13 protein-coding genes and 2 tRNA genes are annotated in these 14,659 nt (G+C 70.9%); 4 read left to right on the top strand and 11 right to left on the bottom strand.

All coding sequences use genetic code 11. The annotated features are described in order from the left end of the window. Positions 1–64: 64 nt before the first annotated feature. Both ACZ7MX_RS12765 and ACZ7MX_RS12760 read right to left on the bottom strand, forming a co-directional pair. Positions 65–787 carry a class E sortase gene (locus tag ACZ7MX_RS12765; RefSeq protein ID WP_472131565.1) on the bottom strand — a complete coding sequence of 241 codons (723 nt, stop codon included), beginning with the start codon at positions 785–787 and terminating at the stop codon, positions 65–67. A 34-nt stretch (positions 788–821) separates the two neighbouring features. Further along, positions 822–1,592, bottom strand: coding sequence for a DUF881 domain-containing protein (locus tag ACZ7MX_RS12760; RefSeq protein WP_030798418.1), 771 nt, complete (start codon positions 1,590–1,592; stop codon positions 822–824). Positions 1,593–1,713: 121 nt separating this feature from the next. Between ACZ7MX_RS12760 and crgA the strand changes: the two genes are divergently transcribed. Next, positions 1,714–1,968: a cell division protein CrgA gene (crgA, locus tag ACZ7MX_RS12755; protein WP_030412295.1), complete on the top strand. Its 255-nt coding sequence runs from the start codon at positions 1,714–1,716 to the stop codon at positions 1,966–1,968. Between the two features lie 236 nt (positions 1,969–2,204). On the opposite strand, the gene ACZ7MX_RS12750 is transcribed toward crgA, so the two are convergent. Together ACZ7MX_RS12750 and ACZ7MX_RS12745 are read right to left on the bottom strand one after the other, a co-directional pair. Then, a complete protein-coding gene (locus ACZ7MX_RS12750; RefSeq protein WP_472131564.1) occupies positions 2,205–3,122 on the bottom strand; it encodes a rhomboid family intramembrane serine protease in 918 nt (305 codons plus the stop codon). Positions 3,123–3,296: 174 nt separating this feature from the next. After that, positions 3,297–3,824, bottom strand: coding sequence for a peptidylprolyl isomerase (locus ACZ7MX_RS12745; protein WP_030412293.1), 528 nt, complete (start codon positions 3,822–3,824; stop codon positions 3,297–3,299). A gap of 298 nt (positions 3,825–4,122) precedes the next feature. On the opposite strand from ACZ7MX_RS12745, the gene ACZ7MX_RS12740 reads away from it, so the two are divergent. After that, positions 4,123–4,836, top strand: coding sequence for a DUF5324 family protein (locus ACZ7MX_RS12740; RefSeq protein ID WP_472131563.1), 714 nt, complete (start codon positions 4,123–4,125; stop codon positions 4,834–4,836). 184 nt (positions 4,837–5,020) lie between these two features. Here the strand turns inward: ACZ7MX_RS12740 and ACZ7MX_RS12735 are convergent. Next, positions 5,021–5,093: transfer RNA gene (locus ACZ7MX_RS12735), tRNA-Ala, on the bottom strand. 127 nt (positions 5,094–5,220) lie between these two features. Here ACZ7MX_RS12735 and ACZ7MX_RS12730 point away from each other — a divergent pair. Then, positions 5,221–5,769 carry a helix-turn-helix domain-containing protein gene (locus tag ACZ7MX_RS12730; protein ID WP_472131562.1) on the top strand — a complete coding sequence of 183 codons (549 nt, stop codon included), beginning with the start codon at positions 5,221–5,223 and terminating at the stop codon, positions 5,767–5,769. Positions 5,770–5,810: 41 nt separating this feature from the next. Continuing rightward, a complete protein-coding gene (locus ACZ7MX_RS12725) occupies positions 5,811–7,274 on the top strand; it encodes a serine/threonine-protein kinase (RefSeq protein WP_472131561.1) in 1,464 nt (487 codons plus the stop codon). A gap of 31 nt (positions 7,275–7,305) precedes the next feature. Here the strand turns inward: ACZ7MX_RS12725 and ACZ7MX_RS12720 are convergent, their stop codons facing one another. From ACZ7MX_RS12720 to gyrA, 6 genes are all read right to left on the bottom strand, one after another. Continuing rightward, a complete protein-coding gene (locus ACZ7MX_RS12720) occupies positions 7,306–8,643 on the bottom strand; it encodes a hypothetical protein (RefSeq protein WP_472131560.1) in 1,338 nt (445 codons plus the stop codon). Between the two features lie 32 nt (positions 8,644–8,675). Next, complete coding sequence (locus tag ACZ7MX_RS12715) at positions 8,676–10,613, bottom strand: vWA domain-containing protein (protein WP_472131559.1); 1,938 nt, start codon at positions 10,611–10,613, stop codon at positions 8,676–8,678. 241 nt (positions 10,614–10,854) lie between these two features. After that, positions 10,855–10,989 (bottom strand): DLW-39 family protein, encoded by a 135-nt coding sequence (locus tag ACZ7MX_RS12710; RefSeq protein WP_003958712.1) that lies wholly within the window; start codon positions 10,987–10,989, stop codon positions 10,855–10,857. 189 nt (positions 10,990–11,178) lie between these two features. Then, positions 11,179–11,252 (bottom strand) — tRNA-Ile (locus ACZ7MX_RS12705). An 88-nt stretch (positions 11,253–11,340) separates the two neighbouring features. Further along, the gene (locus ACZ7MX_RS12700; protein WP_472131558.1) at positions 11,341–12,042 is read right to left on the bottom strand and encodes a DUF3566 domain-containing protein; all 702 of its coding nucleotides are present in this window, start codon (positions 12,040–12,042) and stop codon (positions 11,341–11,343) included. 15 nt (positions 12,043–12,057) lie between these two features. Beyond that, complete coding sequence (gene gyrA, locus ACZ7MX_RS12695) at positions 12,058–14,652, bottom strand: DNA gyrase subunit A (protein WP_472131557.1); 2,595 nt, start codon at positions 14,650–14,652, stop codon at positions 12,058–12,060. Positions 14,653–14,659 lie beyond the last annotated feature (7 nt).

The raw sequence follows: 14,659 nt of genomic DNA, 5'->3' as shown, positions 1-14,659 counted from the left end.
GCCGATGCCGATGACGATGTCGATTGCGACACCAGAGTAAGGGGCGAGGGCGGGGGCGGGTGGGTCAGCCGGTCAAAGCCGACGGCCTTCCCTGGGCGACGGGTTGGGTGGCATCGAGGTGGGCCCAGGCGATCAGCCGGTGGCTGTGCCCCCACTCCGGTTCGCAGGTGGTCAGCGTGAGGTAGCGGCCCGGGCCGTTGAAGCCGGACTTCCGCGGCACCGGGTCGATCACGCCGATGTCGCCCGGCAGCGTCGTGTAGGGGCGGTTGTCGATGCGGTAGGTGAACCAGGTCGTGCCGTCGGTCAGGACCACGGCGTCCCCGGGCCGCAGTTCGGGGAAGTCCTTGAACGGATCGCCGTACGTGCGGCGGTGGCCGGCGACGGCGAAGTTGCCGAGGCCGCCGAGGCGTGCGGTGCGGGCGTAGTGGCCGAGGCCGCGCTGGAGGGTGCCGGTCGCGGTGCCTTCCAGGACGGGCTTGGCCCAGTCGGCGCCGAGGCGCGGGATGTACATCACGGCGAAGGAGTCGCCCGACCGGTAACGGCGGGGCGGTGGGGCCGAGGTGGGGCTCTTACCGGGCGGCGGCGTGCGGTCGGGGGCGGCCGCCGCTGTGGACGACCACCGGTCGTGGAGCTCGCCGATCTCGCCGTCCATGGCGCTGTCGGCCCGTACGCCGGTCCAGAAGAGCAGGTAGACCACGAAGAGGACGATCAGTGCGCCGGCGGTGAGGCAGATCTCGCTGAGCGTCCGTACGATCCATCGCGCCGCTGTCCGGCTCCGCAGTGTCATCCGGCCCGCCCTCCCGCCGGCCCGCGGGCACGGCTTACGGCTTCACAGGCTGTGCGTAGTGGAGATCCACTGTGCCGGAGTAGCCGGGCAGAGTCACCGCCTCGCGCTGGTCGACTTTCCAGCCCAGGCCGTAGGCGTTGACGTACTGCAGGTAGTTCTGGATGGCGGGGGAGGCGGTCAGCGCGTTGTTGAGCGCCTCGCGGTCGCCGACCGCGGTGATCTTGTACGGCGGGGAGTAGACCCGCCCCTGGAGGATCAGGGTGTTGCCGACGCAGCGGACCGCACTGGTGGAGATCAGCCGCTGGTCCATGACCTTGATGCCCTTGGCGCCGCCGTGCCACAGGGCGTTGACCACGGCCTGGAGGTCCTGCTGGTGGATGACCAGGTCGTTGGGCTGCGGCTCGGGGACGCCGGGGATCTTGGCGGTGGCGTTCGGCGGGGCGTCCATGAGCGTGACCGTCACGCCCTGTCCGGACACCTGCTTGGTGCCGGCGCTCTTCTCCAGCGCCCGGAGCTTGGCGTCCTCGGCGGCGGAGCTGCCGTTGTCGCGCCGGGCGAGGGCGTCGACCTCCCCGCGCAGGGTGGCGTTGCGGTCGTCCTGGACGCCGTTCTTGTGGCTGCGTTCCTGGATGAGGTCGGAAAGGCGCAGCATGGAGTCGTCGGAGCGCAGATTGGTGCCCCGCGCGGTGTCGAAGCTCAGCCAGAACAGCAGCCCGGCGAGGGCGAAGACCACGAGGGTCAGCAGCCGGACGGGCCGCAGACGGGCACGGCGGGGAAGGCCGGAGGGGTCGGCGGGATTGCTCAACGTACCCTTACTCCTTACGACGCCGCGGAAGCACTACGCTAACGGACGCCCGGGAAAGGAATCCGACCCCACCGCGTCCGCGCCCGGCGCACACCGCAGCGCATCGACAGGAGAGTTCCTCGTGCCGAAGTCACGGATCCGCAAAAAGGACGATTTCACGCCGCCGCCGGCGAAGACCACCAACCTGAAGATGAACTCCGGTCGGGGTTGGGTGGCGCCGGTGATGCTGGCGATGTTCCTGATCGGTCTTGTGTGGATCGTGCTGTTCTACGTGTCCGAGGGCGATCTGCCGATCGCGGCCATGGGCAACTGGAACATCGTCTGCGGTTTCGGCTTCATCGCGGTGGGCTTCGGCGTATCCACTCAGTGGAAGTAGCGCAAGCCCTGCCCAAGGCCATCCACACGGTTATCCACAGCCGGGGAAAACTTCAGAAGATCTGTGGATAACCCTCGGGCGGTTGACGCCGGTGTGATCGGCCGGGCCCTCCGGCCCGGCCGCTCCCTCCATGGCTCTTCCTGCGGAAACACAGGTCAGAGCGGTCCGGAGGCAGAGTTCCGCACAGCTTGCACAAGATCGGCCACGCACTGTGGACAACGTGTGGGGACGACCCCTCAGCCCAGCAGCTGGAGGGTCCGTACCCACACCACCGCGGCGATCGCCAGCACCGCCACCGCACACGTCGCCACATGCACCGCGTTCCGGCGGTCACGCGGTGCGTGCACCATCCCGAACGCCACCGCGGCGCCCACGATCAGCCCGCCGACGTGCGCCTGCCAGGCGATGTGCGGCCACAGGAACGTGAAGCCCAGGTTGAAGGCGAGCAGGATCAGCACCGGCTTCATGTCGTAATTCAGCCGGCGCATCAGCACCGCGGTCGCCCCCAGCAGGCCGAAGATCGCGCCGGACGCCCCCAGCGAGGGCTGGTTCTGGGCGGCGAGGAGGTACGACAGCGCGCTGCCGCCGAGACCGGAGAGCAGGTACAGCGCGGTGAACCGCAGCCGGCCGAGCGCCGCCTCCAGCGGCGGGCCCAGCCACCACAGGGAGAGCATGTTGAACGCGATGTGCGCGATCTGCTGGTGCAGGAACATCGCGGTCAGCAGGCGGTACCACTCGCCCGCAGCGACCCCGACGAGCTGATAGCGGATCGGGTCGGCGGCCAGGCCCAGCAGGTCGAGCCGGTCGGGCAGCGGGCTCGTCTCGCCGCCGGTCGCCAGCACGGCCACGAACACCGCGGCGTTCAGTCCCAGCAGGATCTTGGTGACCAGCCGCCGGTCGGTCGCGACCGCGCCGCCCGCGAGCGTGCGCGGGGCGGTCGCCCGCGGGGAGTGGCCGGTGCCGCTGCCGCCGCGTACGCAGTCCGGGCACTGGAACCCCACCGAGGCGCTGACCATGCACTCGGGGCAGACCGGGCGGTCGCAGCGGGTACAGCGGATGCCGCTCGGGCGGTCCGGATGGCGGTAGCAGCCGGGCAGGCCGTCATCGCCGTGCGCGTCCTGCGGCTCCTGCGGGCTGCCTGGCACCTGGTCCATCGGTCCCCTCGTCCTCTTCCACGTCCGCCGGGCGGCGTCGAAACACGGGCATCACAACACACCGCCCCGCCCGCCCGTCACCCGACCACCACCCCGGACATGCTGCGCGCCCCGCTTGATGTACGTCCAGGCGGGGCGCAATGGTTCCCGGGCCGCGCCCGGGCGCGCCGCGGGTCAGCGGGTCTCGACGACCACCGACTCGATCACCACGTCCTTGACCGGACGATCGGTGCGCGGGTTGGTCTGGGTGGTGGCGATGGCGTCCACCACCTTCTTGCTCGCCTCGTTGCTGACCTCACCGAAGATGGTGTGCTTGCCGGTCAGCCAGGCGGTCGGGGAGACCGTGACGAAGAACTGGGAGCCGTTGGTGCCCGGGCCGGCGTTGGCCATGGCCAGCAGGTAGGGCTTGTCGAAGGCCAGGTCGGGGTGGAACTCGTCGCCGAACTCGTAGCCCGGGCCGCCGGTGCCGTTGCCCAGCGGGTCGCCGCCCTGGATCATGAAGCCGCTGATCACCCGGTGGAAGACGGTGCCGTCGTACAGCGGAGCGGTGGTCTTCTCCCCGGTCTCCGGGTTCGTCCACTCCCGCTCACCCTTGGCGAGCTCGACGAAGTTCTTGACCGTCTTGGGTGCGTGGTTCGGCAGGAGCCGAATCTCGATGTCGCCCTGGTTCGTCTTCAGGGTGGCGTACAGCTGCTCAGCCACGATCAACCTTCCATGAGTCTTTGCTGACGGGCCCCCGATCCTCGCACGAAGTGCCCCTCCCGTCGCCGGACCACCACCTCTTACCGGGCTTCGCACTGATTTCGGGCGCGGCAGGCGGCAAAGCGTGGCATCGTCGTCCACAGAGCTCCGAAGTGTCCGGTATTGACCCGTATGCCACCTCGCACATGCCGTATGTCGCGCGAGCGGGCATGATCTTCCAACGGGTGGACAGGCGACATAGCAGACAAGGGGAACCGACCCCCCGAGCCCCGGACACGCCACCGAGGAGGAGGATCCCGTGACCCGCAAGGACAGCGTGCGCACCGCGACCAGTTCGGCCAGGGACAGCGTGCGGCACGCCGCGGAGGCGGTGGCTCCGTATGCCGGTACGGCCAAGGACGCCGCCGTGCACTACGCGCACGAGGCCCGTACGCGCATGGCCCCCAAGGTGGCCGAAGCCGCCCACCAGGCCCGTGTGCAGTACGACGCCCATCTGCATCCGCGTATCGAGCACGCCCGCGGCGCCCTGCCGCCCAAGGTGGACGCGGCGGCGAACCGGGCGGCGCGCCGGACCCGCAAGGCGGCCCGCCAGGCCGCCGACTACACCGCGCCGCGGCTGGAACACGCCGTGAGCAGTGCCCGCGCCGCGACCGATCCGGTACGTGAGGAAGCCGTGGCCCGCGGTACCGCCGCGCTCGCGGCACTGCGCGGCCAGGTGACCGCCAAGGAGATCGCCAGGCTGCAGAAGAAGCACCGCCGCCGCGCCCGGCGGGGCAAGGCCGCCAAGCGCTTCGCGGTGCTCGGCATCCTGGCCGCCGGTGCGGTCGCCGCATGGAAGTGGTGGGACAAGCAGGCCAACCCCGACTGGCTGGTCGAGCCGCCGGCCCCCACCGAGGTCGGCGACCGCGGCCGGCTGAGCGCGGTCGACGGCAGCGAGGGTGCCTCGCTCGACCCAGAGGTCCAGGCCAAGCAGGAAGAGGCCGATGAACGAGGCGGCGGCGGCACGGCCTGACGCCGGGCACCGCCACAGCACACCGGGCCGCGTCCCCACCCCGTCCGCGGGGCGGCGGGCGCGGCCCGTTCGCCTGCCGGCGGCCGCGGGCCCCGAACGGGGACACGGTGATGGCCCGTCAGTCCCAAGCGCAGCAAAAAGCCCTTCTGACCAGCGATGACGCCGACCGGAAGGGCTTGAGGAGTGGAGCCTAGGGGAGTCGAACCCCTGACATCTGCCATGCAAAGACAGCGCTCTACCAACTGAGCTAAGGCCCCTTCGCGCACCAGGGTACCCGGTGTCCGGGCGCTTTCCCGACCGGGTATCGCCGCACACCGTCGCTCTCCGTAGGATGCTTCGCGAGATTCGCGGCAGCGAAGCGATCGGGGAGACAGGGGAGACGGCATGGACGCAGCACAGCAGGAAGCCACCGCGCGAGCCCGGGAGCTGCAGCGCAGTTGGTACGGGGAGCCTCTGGGCGCGCTGTTCCGCCGACTCATCGACGACCTCGGTCTCAACCAGGCCCGGCTCGCCGCCGTGCTCGGGCTCTCGGCCCCGATGCTCTCCCAGCTGATGAGCGGGCAGCGGGCGAAGATAGGCAACCCGGCCGTGGTGCAGCGGGTCCAGGCGCTGCAGGAGCTGTCGGGCCAGGTCGCGGACGGCAGCATCAGCGCCGCCGAGGCCACCGACCGCATGGAAGAGATCAAGAAGACGGCCGGCGGCTCGGTGCTCAACAACACCGCGCAGCAGACGTCGTCGACGGGGGCGACCACGGTCCGCCGGGTGGTCCGCGAGATCCAGTCGCTGCTGCGCTCGGTCTCCGACGCCGGGGACATCATCGATGCGGCGAACACCCTCGCCCCCACTCACCCCGAACTGGCAGAGTTCCTCCGGGTCTACGGTGCCGGTCGCACCGCGGACGCGGTCGCCCACTATGAGGCGCACCAGAGTTAGCCACAGGGGACTTTCGCGGGCCAAGAAGCGGACGGGGCGCAATGGGTGAGATCTTCGCCGGCCGGTACGAGCTGATCGACCCGATCGGGCGCGGCGGGGTGGGCGCGGTCTGGCGTGCCTGGGACCACCGGCGGCGGCGCTACGTGGCGGCGAAGGTGCTCCAGCAGAGCGATGCGCACACGCTGCTGCGCTTCGTCCGCGAACAGGCCATGAGGATCGACCATCCGCACGTGCTGGCCCCGGCGAGCTGGGCGGCGGACGACGACAAGGTGCTGTTCACCATGGACCTGGTGAGCGGCGGTTCGCTGGCTCATCTGACCGGTGATTACGGGCCCCTGCCGGCGCGGTTCGTGTGCACGCTGCTGGACCAGCTGCTGGCCGGGCTGACCGCGGTGCACGCCGAGGGCGTGGTGCACCGCGACATCAAGCCGGCGAACATCCTGCTGGAGGCCACCGGCACCGGCCGCCCGCATCTGCGGCTGTCGGACTTCGGCATCGCGATGCGCAAGGGCGAGCCCCGGCTCACCGAGGCCAACTACGTGGTGGGGACGCCCGGTTACTTCGCACCGGAGCAGCTGCTGGGCGCCGAACCGGACTTCCCCGGCGACCTGTTCGCCGTCGGGCTGGTCGCGATCTATCTGCTCACCGGCGTCAAACCGGATCCCGAGGCGCTGATCGGGCACTTCGCCGACGGGATCCCGAGCGCGCCCGAGGGCGTACCGGAGCCGCTGTGGCAGGTGCTGGCGTCCCTGGTGCACCCGAACCCGGACGCCCGGTTCAAGACGGCCACGGGGGCGCGCAAGGCGATCCTGTCGGTGGTCGAGCTGCTGCCGGAGGTAACGGTCGAGGACGAGGTCGTCGAGGTCTTCGACCACATCGGGCCGCTTCCGGCCGGGTTCGGACCGGACGGGCCGCTGGCGACCGGCGGGCCGGACGAGCCCACGCAGGACGGCGGACCCGCGGCGGCCGGCACCGGCACGACCGGTTCCACGACGACCGGGCGCGGCTCCCTCACCGATCCCGGGACGGCCGGGCGCGGCTCCCTCACCGATCCCGGGACGGCCGGGCGCGGCTCCCTCACCGATCCCGGGACGGCCGGGCGCGGCTCCTTCACCGACCCTGGGACGGCCGGGCGCGGCTTCTTCACCGGCACCGACGGCTTCCCGCTCGCCCCGCCGGAGCCGCGCACCCCGCCGGAGCCGTCCACCCCGCCGACGCCCGCTCCCCTGCCCCAGCCGGTCCCCGTGGTGCCCCCGCCGCCTCCGGTGCCGGCGTACGAACCCACCGCCACGGTCCGGCCCGAGGCGGCCGCCACCCGTCCCTACACGGCGGGCCCGCACCCGGTTCCCGGGCAGCCGCCGGCCGGCATGCCGGTCGTCGCTCCGGCCGTGGCGCCGCCCGCCCCGTACCGCAAACCGGGACCGCCCCCGAAGGTCGCGGTCCCGGTGTTGATCGTGGCGCTGCTGTGCATCGCGGTCGGCGTCTGGGCGCTTCTCACCGCCTGAGACCGCGCCCCACCCCGCCGGCCACCCCGGCCTACCGGCCCCGAGGTGGCCCGAACGGCCGGCTTTCCGGCGTGCGTTGAACCTGCGGACCAGCCGCCGCGGACCGCCGGGCCACCAGCGTCCACGCCCCGAGCCCGGTCAGCAGCACCACGCCCGTGCCGATCCCGGCGTACGCGACCGCCATCAGGGTGCCGCTCCGCGCCGAGGCCGCCTGTGCGCTGCGGCCGTTCCGCGCCGCCTCCTGGTCGTCGGGCGTGACGGAGAAGTCCTTGCTGGGGGAGGCGTATGCGGGGCCCGGCTTCGGGCTCTGGCGGACGTCCACCCGGAGCGTGAGGTCGGCGCCCTTGGGGAAGTACGGGGCGGTGTGGGGGTTGAGGCTCACTTCCAGGTAGTACCAGCCGGCGAAGCGCATCGCGCTGACCGCGTCGGTCGGGTTGAAGCGGTTGCCGTAATCGACCGGCGCGGTGAACTTCTTCGCGGCGGCCCCGTTGTCGTACGCGACGAAGCTGTCGTTGCCGACCGCACCACGGGCCGGGTTGTAGACGCTCAGCCCGAGCGCGTTGGCGAGGAAACGCGATTTCCCGGTGGCCGAGTTGGGCAGCTCCGCGCTGAGGTTGAGCCGCTGGCCCCAGTCCACCGGAACGCGGTAGAAGCGGGTCTCGCCCGGCTCGATGTGGTCCGTCCACACCCCGGCGGCGACCGAGCCCGCGTCGTTGAAGCTGGTGCCGCCCTTGGCCCGGCGCTTGGTGGTGTCGGTACGCGCCGGGGGCGTGGCGGTGGACCAGGAGCCCGGCGCCGGGCGGGCGGGGGCACTGCCCTTGACCGCAGGCTCCTGCAGGTAGTCCAGCTCGACCGGCCAGGCGTCGGGCCCGGAGGTCTGCGATCCCTCCCGGGTGAGGACGACGAAGTACGGCCCGGGCTCCTGGCACTGGGTGCGGTCGCTGCCGATGCGGCGGGTGGCGTAGTCGGCGATCGGATAGGCCATTCCGCCGCCGTGGAAGGACGGTGTCGCATCCGTGCCGCAGGGCTGGCCGCTGCTGTCCTGGACGCTGACGGTGAACTGGTCCTTGTAGTCCTCGATCTTGGTGCCCGGCCGGGGCGCGGCGACCACCGAGAAGTAGGCGTTGGTCGTGGCGTCGAGGGTCACCGCGTAGTACTTCTGCTGGCCGCGCCGGAGGGTGTCGGTGTGCAGCCCGGGCTTGAGCGCGGGGGCGTCCGCGCGGCTGGCGGTGCCCTTGACCGCCGTGGCGTCGTCCGCCATCCGGTAGCCGGGCACGGTCGCGGCCGCGGCCACGCCCACCGTCCCGGGAAGTACGGCCACCGCGGCCAGCGCCGCCAGCGCGGCGACCGCCCGTCCGCCATGTTTCACGTGAAACACGGTCCGCCTCGCCGTGCGTCCGGTCACCACGAGCCACCCCTCATCGGATCCGAATCCCCGCCGCGGACCGCCGACTTCCGGCGGGCCCCTACGTAGGCCAGTGCCAGACCGGCCAGCATCAGGACCCCCACCGCACCGACGGCTACGGCCACCACGCGTGCTGTGGACCATCCTCCAACGTCCTGTGACGCACCGTCCGCCCGGGCCCCGGGAGTTCGCTCGGCGGCGGCACCGCTGACCGTGCCCGCGCCCGCCTCGGGGCCGCCCTTCTCCTTGCCCAGCACCGCGACCCGCAGCACCACCCCGATACGCGGGTTCTGGGCGATCTCGGCGGCCTTGGCGCCCAGCGTCACGGCGATGTAGAAGTCGCCCCTCTGGTGCACGGGAATGACGTTGGGGTGGTTCTCGTAGCGGTTGGTCCACGCGACCGGGACCGTGCCCATCTTGAGTGCGGCCGGCCGGCCGTCGTACGGGACCGAGGGGTCGAACTCACCGGTGCCGCTGCCGACCGGGATGCGGAACGGCGTGTAGACCTGGGTGCCGCCGGAGGAGAGGGCGGCGCTGTGGCCCCTGACCGTCGGTTCGTTGGCGAACTCCACGTCGTAGCGCAGCTGCTGGCCCCAGCCGACCCGCATCTTGTACCAAAGGGTCTGCGCCGGAAGGATCCTGTCCCGCCAGACGCCGGGGTGCAGGATGCGTGCGTCGTTGAAGCCGGTGCCGCCGGTGACGTCCCGGGGCGCGGTGGTGGGCAGGGTCGCGTCCTTCCCGCCCGCTCCGTACTCGGGCTCCGACTGCGCGGGGGTGACGCCCTTCGTCAGCGGTGGTTCCACGTGAAACGTCAGCTCCATCGGCCAGCGCGCTGCGTCCGAGCCCTTGGGGGCCTTGCGCTGGACGACCAGCCAGTACCGGCCCGCCTTGTCGCAGGTACCGGTGCCGGTCTGCGAGGGGACCCGGCTGACGCCGGACGTCAGCGGCGTGGCGCCCTCCGACTGCCCGAACAACGCGGTACGGGAATCACAGGCACTGTCGGTGCCGTACGCGATCCGGGTGTTCAGGGTGTCGAGGAGGCCGACGGTGGCCCCGGACTGCGGCACCACGGTCGCCGAGAAGTCGGCCGTCGATCGGGCGTCCAGTTCGACCGCGTACCAGCGCTCCTCGTGGGGCCCGATGGAGTCCAGATACTGGCCGGGAACGAGGTGCGGGGCGCCGCTCTTCGTCGTCGTGCCGCGGGCCTGCTTCCCCTTGAACCGGTAGCCCTCCGCGGAGAGTTGGCCGGCCCGCTGGAGCTGACGGGCGAGCGCCCGGGCGTCCGGGGCGTCGTAGTAGCGGCCGTTGCCGGCCTTGGCGATGCATTCCAGCTGTGCGCGGGCTTTGCCGGCCACCTGGAAACCGATGGCGTCGATGTGCAGATCGACGCCGGAGGCGGCGAGTTGGGCCGCGACCTTGCACAGCGGCGGTGCCTGGCAGTTGTCCTCACCGTCGGAGATCAGCAGGACCGTGCGCTTGCCGCCCGAGCCGCCGGCCGGCCGGGGGAGGTCACCGGCCGCCTTGCGCAGCGACAGTCCGATGGGGGTGTCGCCCTTCGGCCGGACGCCCGCGACGGCCCGCTTCAGCCCCGCCCGGTCGAGCGCGGCGACCGGCTGGACGAGCCGGGTGTCGTCGCAGCCCTTGGGCTTGTCCGCGCCGTAGACCCGCAGACCGGTCGGATAGCCGTCGGGCAGGGCGTCCACGACGGCGCCCACGGCCTTGCGGGCGGCGGCGATCCGGGTACTGCCGGCCCCGTCGCTCCCGCTCATCGAGCCGGAGGAGTCGAGCACCATCACCATGCCGCTGCCGGCCGCGGCCGGCGCCGCGTCTGACGTCCCCGCGGCGGTGGCTTGAAACGGTGCGGCCACGGCGGCCAGGGCCAGCATCAGCCCGCCGAGCAACGCCCCCGCCCCTCTGCGTGGTCGGTGTGCCATTCCTTGATCCCCCCAGAGTCCTGCTGGTCACATCACCGACAGAAACTTTGCTTATGCAAGCTAATGGTGTGCGATAGCAAACTCAAGAGGATCACCGTCACGGTCCCGCAACGACAATCAGCCACCCCGGCCCGCTCCCCGGCTCCCACCGCACACCGCCCCGCCCGCCCCCGGACATACGAAACCCCGACTGCCACCGGGCAATCGGGGTTCGTACGAACTTGCTGTACGTAGGTGGGTCTCAGACACCCGAACCTGCGGGCACGGAGTCGGTCGCCTCCGTCCACAGATCCTGCTCGGCGCGATCCGCCTGGATCTGGCGGTACACGAGGAGCCCGCCGATGGCGGCCAGTGCGACCAGGAGAAGCTTCTTCACCGCGCGACCTCGTCTTTCGTTGACGTAGGGGACCTATGTCGGCCGATGATACACACCGGCCGATACCGATCGGTTACCTAGCTCGCGGTCGGCAACACCTCGTTCGCGGGCGCCCGCCGCGAGCCAACTTCCGCACCGGAACAACGAATCGGCCCGGCGGGGAGTTCCCCGGCCGGGCCGATGGTGCAGTGCGGCTACCAGGACTTGAACCTGGGGCCTCTTCCTTATCAGGGAAGCGCTCTAACCGTCTGAGCTATAGCCGCGCGTTCGCTGCACCGAAAGATTAGCGCACTTCAGAGGCGTTCCCAAAATCGGTTCCGGGAGCCTCCCGGACGCCCTCCCGCCCGGGCCTCATTCGTCCTCGGCGAGGGTCAGCTCCACGCCCCCGACGAACCCGGCCGAGAGGTTGTAGATGAAGGCCCCGAGTGTGGCCAGCGCGGTCGCCAGCACCACGTCGATCACCGCGATGATCCCGGTGAACAGCAGCACCCGCGGCAGCGACAGGAACGACTGCAGATCAAAGCCGCCGCCGTCGCCGGAGCCGGTGGCCTCGCTGATCGTCCCGCCGACCGTGGTGAAGACGCCCATCGCGTTCATGACCATCCACAGCACCGAGACGGCCACGACCGTGCAGATGCCCAGCGCGATCGAGAGCAGGAAGCTGACCTTCATCACCGACCACGGATCGGCGCGCGCGACCCGGAGCCGGGCCTTGCGCGTCCGCGGGGCCGTGGCGGCGCCCGTACGGGGCTTGCGGACCGCTTGGGAGCCGCTGCCCGGCCCGCCGGCGGTGGAATACGCCTGGGGCGGCTGGTACGGCGTTTGCGGGCCCTCTGCGGCCTGCGGGGCCGGGTCCTGCGGCCGGGGCTGCGGTTGCGGCTGTGGCTGGCGGGTGTCGCTCACGGGTCCCCCCTGGTGCGCGCCCTCGTGTCGGGGGCCGTCGGCAGAAATGGCGGAGCCACGGGCGCTGTCCTCCTGCACGGTCGCGGGTCCCGACGGGGAGTCCTTCCGAACTCCCCGTCCACCCGCCGCAGCGCCCGTGGCTCCACTCATGACCTACTCCTCGTGCTACTCCGCCGGGGGCTCGGTCACCTCTGCCGCCTCGGTCCCGGGCTCGTCCCCGTCGACCTCTTCGGCTTCCCGGCCGGCCTCGGCGTTCCGTGCGATGCCCACGACGGCATCGCGCTTGCCCAGGTTGATCAGTTGGACGCCCATGGTGTCACGGCCGGTCTCCCGGACTTCGTTGACCCGCGTGCGGATCACGCCACCGCCGAGCGTGATGGCCAGGATCTCATCGGTCTCCTCGACGACCAGCGCGCCGACCAGCGAACCCCGGTCCTCGACGATCTTGGCGGCCTTGATGCCCAGACCGCCGCGGCCCTGGACGCGGTACTCGTCGACCGCGGTGCGCTTGGCGTACCCGCCGTCCGTGGCCGTGAAGACGTAGGTGTCCGCACGGACCACGTTCATCGAGAGCAGCTCGTCGCCCTCGCGGAAGCTCATGCCCTTCACACCGGAGGTCGCCCGGCCCATCGGCCGCAGCGCGTCGTCGGACGCGGTGAAGCGGATCGACTGGGCCTTCTTGCTGATCAGCAGCAGGTCATCGGTCTCCGAGACCAGCTCGGCGCCGATCAGCTCGTCGTCCGTTCCGTCCTCCTGCTCGCGCAGGTTGATCGCGATGACACCACCGGACCGCGGCGAGTCGTAGTCCTTCAGCGGCGTCTTCTTCACCAGGCCGGCCTTCGTGGCGAGCACCAGATACGGCGCGGCCTCGTAGTCGCGGATCGCCAGGATCTGCGCGATCTGCTCGTCCGGCTGGAAGGCCAGCAGGTTGGCCACGTGCTGGCCGCGGGCGTCGCGCCCGGCGTCCGGCAGCTCGTAGGCCTTGGCGCGGTAGACCCGGCCCTTGTTCGTGAAGAACAGCAGCCAGTGGTGGGTGGTGGAGACGAAGAAGTGGTCGACGATGTCGTCTTCCTTGAGCTTCGTGCCCCGGACGCCCTTGCCGCCGCGCTTCTGCGAGCGGTAGTCGTCCGTCTTCGTGCGCTTCACATAGCCGCCACGGGTGATCGTGACGACGATGTCCTCCTCGGCGATCAGGTCCTCGATGGACATGTCGCCCTCGAAGGGCACCAGCTTGGAGCGCCGGTCGTCGCCGAACTTCTCGACGATCGCGGCGAGTTCCTCGCTGATGATCTGGCGCTGGCGCTCCGGGGAGGCCAGGATCGCGTTGTACTCGCTGATCTTGCGCTGCAGCTCGTCGTGCTCGGCGGTGATCTTCTGGCGCTCCAGGGCGGCCAGCCGGCGCAGCTGCATCTCCAGGATCGCGTTCGCCTGGATCTCGTCGATCTCCAGCAGGCCCATCAGGCCCTCGCGCGCGACCTCGACCGTCTCACTGCGCCGGATCAGCGCGATGACCTCGTCGATGGCGTCCAGGGCCTTGAGCAGACCGCGCAGGATGTGCGCCCGCTCCTCGGCCTTGCGCAGCCGGAACTTCGTCCGGCGGACGATGACCTCGATCTGGTGCGTGACCCAGTTGCGGATGAACGCGTCCAGGGAGAGCGTGCGCGGCACACCGTCCACCAGGGCGAGCATGTTCGCACCGAAGTTGGTCTGCAGATCGGTGTGCTTGTAGAGGTTGTTGAGGACGACCTTGGCGACCGCGTCCCGCTTGAGGACGATCACCAGGCGCTGGCCGGTGCGCGAGGAGGTCTCGTCACGGACGTCCGCGATGCCGCCGATCTTGCCGTCCTTCACCAGGTCGGCGATCTTCTGCGCGAGGTTGTCCGGGTTGACCTGGTAGGGCAGCTCGGTGACCACCAGGCACTGGCGGTTCTGGATCTCCTCGACGGCCACCACCGCGCGCATCGTGATCGAGCCACGGCCGGTGCGGTACGCCTCCTCGATGCCCTTGCGGCCCACCACCAGCGCGCCGGTGGGGAAGTCCGGGCCCTTGATCCGCTCGATCAGCGCGTCCAGCAGTTCCTCGTGGGAGGCCTCCGGGTGCTCCAGCGCCCACTGGGCACCGGCGGCGACCTCGCGGAGGTTGTGCGGCGGGATGTTCGTGGCCATACCGACCGCGATACCGGCCGAGCCGTTGATCAGCAGGTTGGGGAAGCGGGACGGCAGGACCGTCGGCTCCTGGTTGCGGCCGTCGTAGTTGTCCTGGAAGTCGACGGTCTCCTCGTCGATGTCCCGGAGCATCTCCATGGACAGCGACTTCATCTTGCACTCGGTGTACCGCATGGCCGCGGCCGGGTCGTTGCCCGGGGAACCGAAGTTGCCGTTGGAGTCCACCAGCGGCATCCGCATCGACCACGGCTGCGCCAGACGCACCAGCGCGTCGTAGATCGAGGAGTCGCCGTGCGGGTGGTACGTACCCATGACGTCACCGACGACGCGGGCGCACTTGTAGAAGCCCTTCTCGGGGCGGTACCCGCCGTCGTACATCGCGTACAGGACGCGGCGGTGGACGGGCTTGAGGCCGTCCCGGACGTCCGGCAGCGCACGCGAGACGATGACGGACATCGCGTAGTCGAGGTAGGAGCGCTGCATCTCCGTCTCGAGCCCGACGGGCTCGACGCGCATCCCGACGCCTTCGATGGTGGCGGGCGCGCCCTCGGCGGTCACGCCGTCCGGGGTCACAGGGGGGTTCTCGTCGGCCATGGTGGTT

This window comes from Streptomyces sp. NPDC107765, from assembly GCF_055657085.1.
Note: the sequence above shows the minus strand (reverse complement) of the source record. Positions and strands in the feature narration are given on the sequence as shown.